The sequence below is a fragment of the Inquilinus sp. genome (assembly GCF_057815775.1).
The window spans coordinates 1-6,355 of the sequence record NZ_JBYRFX010000984.1; the positions used below are offsets into that span (position 1 = coordinate 1).

Annotated in this window: 5 protein-coding genes; all 5 read left to right on the forward strand. The window is 66.9% G+C overall.

Annotated elements, in window-relative coordinates:
- Positions 1–40 precede the first annotated feature (40 nt).
- The 5 genes from AC3XYG_RS35155 to lpxD all read left to right on the forward strand — a co-directional run bounded on the left by AC3XYG_RS35155 (position 41) and on the right by lpxD (position 6,316).
- Positions 41–1,201 carry a 1-deoxy-D-xylulose-5-phosphate reductoisomerase gene (locus tag AC3XYG_RS35155; RefSeq protein ID WP_489144542.1) on the forward strand — a complete coding sequence of 387 codons (1,161 nt, stop codon included), beginning with the start codon at positions 41–43 and terminating at the stop codon, positions 1,199–1,201.
- Between the two features lie 52 nt (positions 1,202–1,253).
- Entirely contained in the window at positions 1,254–2,369 is a 1,116-nt protein-coding gene (rseP, locus tag AC3XYG_RS35160) for an RIP metalloprotease RseP (protein WP_489144543.1), read from the forward strand.
- Between the two features lie 101 nt (positions 2,370–2,470).
- Entirely contained in the window at positions 2,471–4,699 is a 2,229-nt protein-coding gene (gene bamA / locus AC3XYG_RS35165; protein ID WP_489144544.1) for an outer membrane protein assembly factor BamA, read from the forward strand.
- A gap of 3 nt (positions 4,700–4,702) precedes the next feature.
- Positions 4,703–5,278, forward strand: coding sequence for an OmpH/Skp family outer membrane protein (locus AC3XYG_RS35170; protein ID WP_489144545.1), 576 nt, complete (start codon positions 4,703–4,705; stop codon positions 5,276–5,278).
- A 15-nt stretch (positions 5,279–5,293) separates the two neighbouring features.
- Positions 5,294–6,316 carry a UDP-3-O-(3-hydroxymyristoyl)glucosamine N-acyltransferase gene (lpxD, locus tag AC3XYG_RS35175; protein WP_489144546.1) on the forward strand — a complete coding sequence of 341 codons (1,023 nt, stop codon included), beginning with the start codon at positions 5,294–5,296 and terminating at the stop codon, positions 6,314–6,316.
- Positions 6,317–6,355 lie beyond the last annotated feature (39 nt).

The following is a 6,355-nucleotide window of genomic DNA, read 5'->3' on the forward strand; positions in this document are numbered from 1 at the left end:
TCTTCGCCCTGTTCATCGCTTTCCTGGATGTACCATTCCCATGATCTCCGCCCCGTCGTCAGACAATCCGCGCTCGGTCACCATCCTCGGCGCCACCGGCTCGGTCGGGGCCAGCACCGTCGACCTGCTGAGCCGGACGCCGGAGCGGTTCCAGGTCGAGGCGGTCACGGCCAACCAGGATGCGGAAGGGCTGGCCAAGATCGCCCGCCAGCTCGGGGCGCGCTATGCCGCGGTGGCGGATAACGCGGCCTATCCCGCGTTGAAGGCCGCCCTGTCCGGCAGCGGCATCGAGGTCGCCGGCGGTGCCGAGGCGGTGGTCGCCGCCGCGGCCCGGCCCGCCGACTGGGTGATGGCCGCGATCGTCGGGGCCGCCGGGCTGCAGCCGATTCTGACCGCGATCCGCCGCGGCGCCATGGTCGCCTTCGCCAACAAGGAGTGCCTGGTCTGCACCGGCGACCTGATGATGGCCGAGGTGCGGCGCCATGGCGCCACGCTGCTGCCGGTGGACAGCGAACACAACGCGATCTTCCAGGTGTTCCAGCCCGGCGCCGCGGTGCGGCGGCTGATTCTCACCGCCTCGGGCGGCCCGTTCCGGGGCTGGAGCCGGGACCAGATGGCGGCGGCGACGCCGGCCCAGGCCGTGGCGCATCCGACCTGGAGCATGGGCGCCAAGATCTCGGTCGACAGCGCCACCCTGATGAACAAGGGGCTCGAGCTGATCGAGGCCTCGCACCTGTTCGCCATGCCGGAAGACAAGATCGAGATCGTGGTCCACCCGCAATCGGTGATCCACAGCCTGGTCGACTATGCCGACGGCTCGGTGCTGGCGCAGCTCGGCGTGCCCGATATGCGGGTGCCGATCGCCTACACCCTGGCCTGGCCGGAGCGGATGGCGACACCCTGCGCGACCCTCGACCTGACCCAGATCGCCCGGCTCGACTTCGAGGCGCCGGACCCGCAGCGGTTCCCGGCGCTGCGCCTGACCCGCGAATGCCTGCGGCAAGGTGGCTCAGCCGCAGCCGTCCTGAATGCCGCGAATGAGATCGCCGTGGCGGCTTTCCTGGCCGGGCGGATCAGCTTTCTCGATATCGAGCGCATCGTCGAGACAACCCTTGCCATGATTCCGGCACAAGCTGTGGCGAATCTAGACGAGGTCTTCGCCATCGACGCCGAGGCCCGGCGATTTGCCGCCACACTTTGATTCAACGGCCCGGGGGCCTACATAGGGCCCTTGGCCGAAAGGTTCCGCGCGGATGACGTTGTTCACCTATCTGATCCCATTCCTGGTCGTGCTGACCGTTCTCGTCTTCGTGCACGAGTTCGGCCACTACTGGGTGGCCCGCCGCTGCGGCGTGCGGGTGGATACGTTTTCGATCGGCTTCGGGCCCGAGCTGTTCGGCCGCACCGACCGGCACGGGACGCGGTGGAAGTTCAGCGCCATCCCTCTCGGCGGCTATGTGAAGATGTTCGGCGATGCCGATGCGGCCTCGACCCCGGCGACAGCGGTGCTGGATGGCATGACGGTCGACCAGCGCGAGGTGTCGCATCACCACAAGAGCGTCGGCCAGCGCGCGGCGATCGCCGTGGCCGGGCCGGTCGCCAATTTCCTGTTCTCGATCGTCCTGCTGTTCGGCTTGTTCATGGTCGGTGGCCATCCGTTCCCGCCGGCGGTGGTCGGCGACGTCGCGACCAACAGCGCCGCGGCCCAGGCCGGGCTGCAGCCCGGTGATCGCATCACCAGCGTCGACGGCACATCGGTGGACCGCTTCGTCGAACTCGGCGACGCCATCCGCAAGGGCGAGGGCCATCCGGTCGCGCTCGGGGTGGAGCGGGGCGGCCAGGCGCTGAACATCGACGTCACGCCGCGGCAGGAGCAGGTGCCGACCGTCGATGGCGGCACCGCCACCGTGTGGCGCCTGGGCATTGCCGCGGATGTCGGCCCCTATGGTGTGGTCCAGGCGGCGAAGATGTCGGTCAGCGAAAGCTGGACGATCGTGTCGATGATCGGCAAGGCGCTGGGCCAGATCGTGACCGGCCAGCGCGGGGCCGAGGATCTCGGCGGCACCATCCGCATCGCCCAGATGTCCGGCGAGGTCTACCAGGCCGGCATCGTGCCGCTGCTCTGGTTCATGGCGATCCTGTCGATCAATCTCGGGCTGATCAATCTGGTGCCGATCCCGATCCTGGATGGCGGCCATCTGCTGTTCTATGCGATTGAAGCCATCCGTGGCCGGCCGCTCGGGCCTCGCGCCCAAGAATACGGTTTCCGCCTAGGTCTCGCTTTGGTATTAACCCTGATGCTGTTCGCGGCCTGGAACGACCTGGTCCAGCTGAAGGTCGTGGCCTTTTTCAAAGGCTTGGTGTCCTGACCCGGCGCGTACGTTTGAGGGGAAAGTAAGAACCGATGTCGACCGTGACCTCCAGACTCTGGCTCGCGGCCGTGGCGGCTGTCGCCCTTGGAACGGCGCCCATGGCGGCGCCTGCGCAGACCCGCGGTGGAACTATCGCCGACGTCAAGGTCGAAGGATCGCAGCGGATCGAGGCCGCCACGGTCATCTCCTATATGTCGATCAAGCCCGGTGACGACTACACCGACCGGGGCGTGGACGAATCCGTCAAGAGCCTGTTTGCCACCGGGCTGTTTTCCAACGTCACGATCCGGCGCCAGGGCTCGACCCTGGTGGTGACGGTCGACGAGAACCCGATCATCAATCAGATCGCGTTCGAGGGGAACAAGCGCTTCGACGACACCAAGCTGACGGCCGAGATCCAGGAGCGTCCCCGGCAGGTCTACACCCGGACCCAGGCGCAGAGCGACGCCAACCGGATCCAGGAGCTGTACCGCCGTGGTGGCCGTTTCGCCGCTGCGGTCGAGCCCAAGATCATCAAGCTCGACCAGAACCGCGTGAACCTGGTGTTCGAGGTCAAGGAAGGCGACCTGGCCAAGATCGAGCGGATCAGCTTCGTCGGCAACAAGGCGTTCAGTGACAGCGACCTGCGCGACGAGATCATCACCAAGGAGACGGAGTGGTGGAACATCCTCGCCTCCACGGACACCTATGATCCGGATCGCATGGCCGCCGACCAGGAAATGCTGCGGCGCTACTACCTGAACCGCGGCTATGCCGATTTCCGCGTGGTGTCAGCCGTGTCGGAACTGTCGCCGGATGGCGAAGGCTTCTTCATCACCTTCACGGTGGATGAGGGCGAGCGCTACAAATTCGGTAAGATCGACATCAACAGCGCCCTTCCCGGCATCACGCCGGACGAGATGAAGGCTGTCCTCGTCACCAACGAGGGCGACTGGTATTCCAGCAAGGCGGTCGAGGACACGATCCAGGCGCTGACCCAGTTCCTGGGTGACCGGCAATATGCCTTCGTCGACATCCAGCCCTCGGTCCAGCGCAGTCGCGAAGATAAGCAGATCGCGATCACCTACGAAATCGGCGAAGGCCCGCGTGTCTTCGTCGAGCGGATCGATGTCACCGGCAACCTGCGCACCGCGGACGAGGTCATCCGGCGTGAATTCGAGCTGGCCGAAGGCGACCCGTTCAACGCGTCGCGGCTGAAGCGGTCCGAGACGAACATCCGCAACCTCGGCTTCTTCAGCAAGGTCGACATCAAGCCGGTCCCGGGCACCGCGGCGGACCAGACGGTGATCCAGGCGGCGGTGACCGAACAGTCGACCGGTGAAGTGCAGCTCGGTGTCGGTTACTCCACCAGCGACGGCCCCCTGGGCGACGTGACCCTGCGTGAGCGCAACCTGCTTGGCCGCGGCCAGGATCTGCGGCTGTCCACCTCGCTCAGCGGCGTGTCCTCGCAGATCGATTTGAGCTTCACCGAACCTGCATTCCTCGACCGCAACCTGGCGGCCGGCTTCGACATCTTCCGCACCACGCGCGACAACCAGCAGTACAGCTCGTATGACGAGACCAACACCGGTTTCGCGCTGCGCCTGGGCTATCCGCTGAGCGAGAACCTGCGGCAGACCCTGCGCTATCGCTTGGCCTATCGCGAGATCAGCAATATCGACGACAACGCGTCGCTGTTCATCAAGGACCAGGAAGGCAATACGCTGACCTCCTCGGTGCAGCAGACCCTGACCTATGACCGGCTCGACAGCCGGATCAATCCGACCGACGGCTATTCGCTCAGCGTGTCGAACGAAGTCGCCGGCCTCGGCGGCGACGTCGCCTACTTCAAGACTCAGGTCAACGCCGACTGGTACTACCCGGTCACCGACTCCATGGTGCTGAACATCGGCGGCCAGGCCGGCAACATCATCGGCCTGGGCCAGGATGTGCGCATCAACGACCGCAACTTCCTCGGCGGCAACTCCTTCCGCGGCTTCCAGACCGCCGGTATCGGCCCGCGCGACTTGAAGTCCGACGACAAGGACGCGCTGGGCGGCAAGAACTTCGCCGTCGGCACGGTCGAGCTCAGCTTCCCGCTCGGCCTGCCCAGCGAATTCGCGCTGCAGGGCCACACCTTCAGCGACTTCGGCACGGTGTGGGGCCTGGACAGTGGCGACAAGGGCGATGGTGTGGTTGACGAACTCGCCCTGCGCGCCTCGGCCGGCGTCGGCGTGTCCTGGGCATCGCCCTTCGGGCCGATCCGGCTGGACTACGCCTATCCCATCATGAAGCGCAGCTACGACAAGCAGGAACAGATCCACATCAGCTTCGGCTCGAGATTCTGATCGATGCGGCATCGGATCGCCCTCGCGGTCGCCTGTTTCCTGATCGCCGCGCCGCTGGCGGCCGAGGAACCGCCGAAGGGGGCGCCGGCGCCGGTCGTGGTGACGGAGACCGTGCTGGTCGTCGATTTCGATCTCATCGTGCGCCAGTCGATGGCGGCGGAGGATATCGAAAACCAGCTGCACGACACGCGGAGTGAGGCGCAGCAGGAGTTCGACGATTTCTCGCAGGAGCTGGTCAAGGCGCAGACCGACCTGACCAATGAGCAGGCGACCCTGCCGAAGGACCAGCTGGACCAGAAGAAGCGGGACTTCGAGCGCCGCTACACCGACTTCCAGCAGGCGGTCCAGGCCAGGTTCACGGCCCTGAACCAGGCGGAAGCCAGCGCGATGCGCCAGGTGCGCGAGACCCTGCGCGACATCATCGCTGAGATCGCGCAGGAGCGGAAAGCGCAGCTGGTGGTGAACCGGTCATCCGACACGGTGGTCCTCGTCGATCAGCGGCTCGACGTCACGCAGGAGGCGCAGACCCGGCTGGATGCGCGGCTGCCCAAGGTCGCCGTCATCATCCCCAAGCCGTGAACAGAGGTTGCGTCCATGCCCGATCCGCGGTTTTTTCGCAGTGCCGGCCCGTTTCCGCTCGGCCGCCTGGCCGAGATCGCCGGGGCGACCCTCGCACCCGGGGTTGACCCGGCCCGTCTGATCGCCAGCGTCGGGCCGCTCGACGCCGCCGGGGCGGACGACATCAGCTTTCTCGACAATCGAAAATATGTCGACGCCTTCGCCGCCAGCCAGGCCGGCGCCTGCGTGGTCGCGCCGGCCCTGGCCGACCGGGCGCCGCCCGGCATGGCCCTGCTGCTAACGCCCAAGCCGTACAAGGGCTATGCGCTGATCGCCCAGCAGTTCTTCCCGGTGCCGGCCCCGCGCCCCGGCATCGCCGCCACCGCCGCCGTCGACCCCACCGCCGTGATCGGTGACGGCACCGAAATCGGCCCCGGCGCGGTGGTCGAGGCCGGAGCGGAGATCGGCGCCGGCTGCCGCATCGGCCCCAACGCCGTGATCGGCGCCGGCGTGGTGCTGGGTGCCGCTTGCGTGATCGGGGCCGGTGCGTCGCTGAGCCATTGCCTGGTCGGCGACCGGGTCACGATCTATCCCGGCGCGCGCATCGGCCAGGATGGTTTCGGCTTCGCCATGGATGCCACCGGCCATGTCCGGCTGCCGCAGCTCGGCCGGGTCGTGATCGGGGATGATGTCGAGGTCGGCGCCAATTCGACCATCGACCGCGGCGCCGGCCCGGATACGGTGAGCGGGGCCGGGGCGATGATTGATAATCTGGTGCAGATCGGGCACAACGTGCAGGTCGGACGGGGTGCGGTCATCGTCGCGCAGGCAGGCGTGGCGGGGAGCACCAAGTTGGGCGATTTCGCCGTTCTTGCCGCCAAGGCCGGTGTCGCGGGCCATCTCACCATCGGTGCGGGGGCAAGGATCGCCGCGAATGCGGGGGTGATGCGCGATGTCGACCCCGGCGCGGAGGTCGTGGGTGCGCCGGCGATACCGAAGCGGCAGTTTTTTCGGCAGCAGGTCATGCTAGCGCGTCTAGCCGAAGGGAAGGGCGACTGAGATGGGTGGAGCCGCCGGCGACGAGAAGGATCTGTCGCA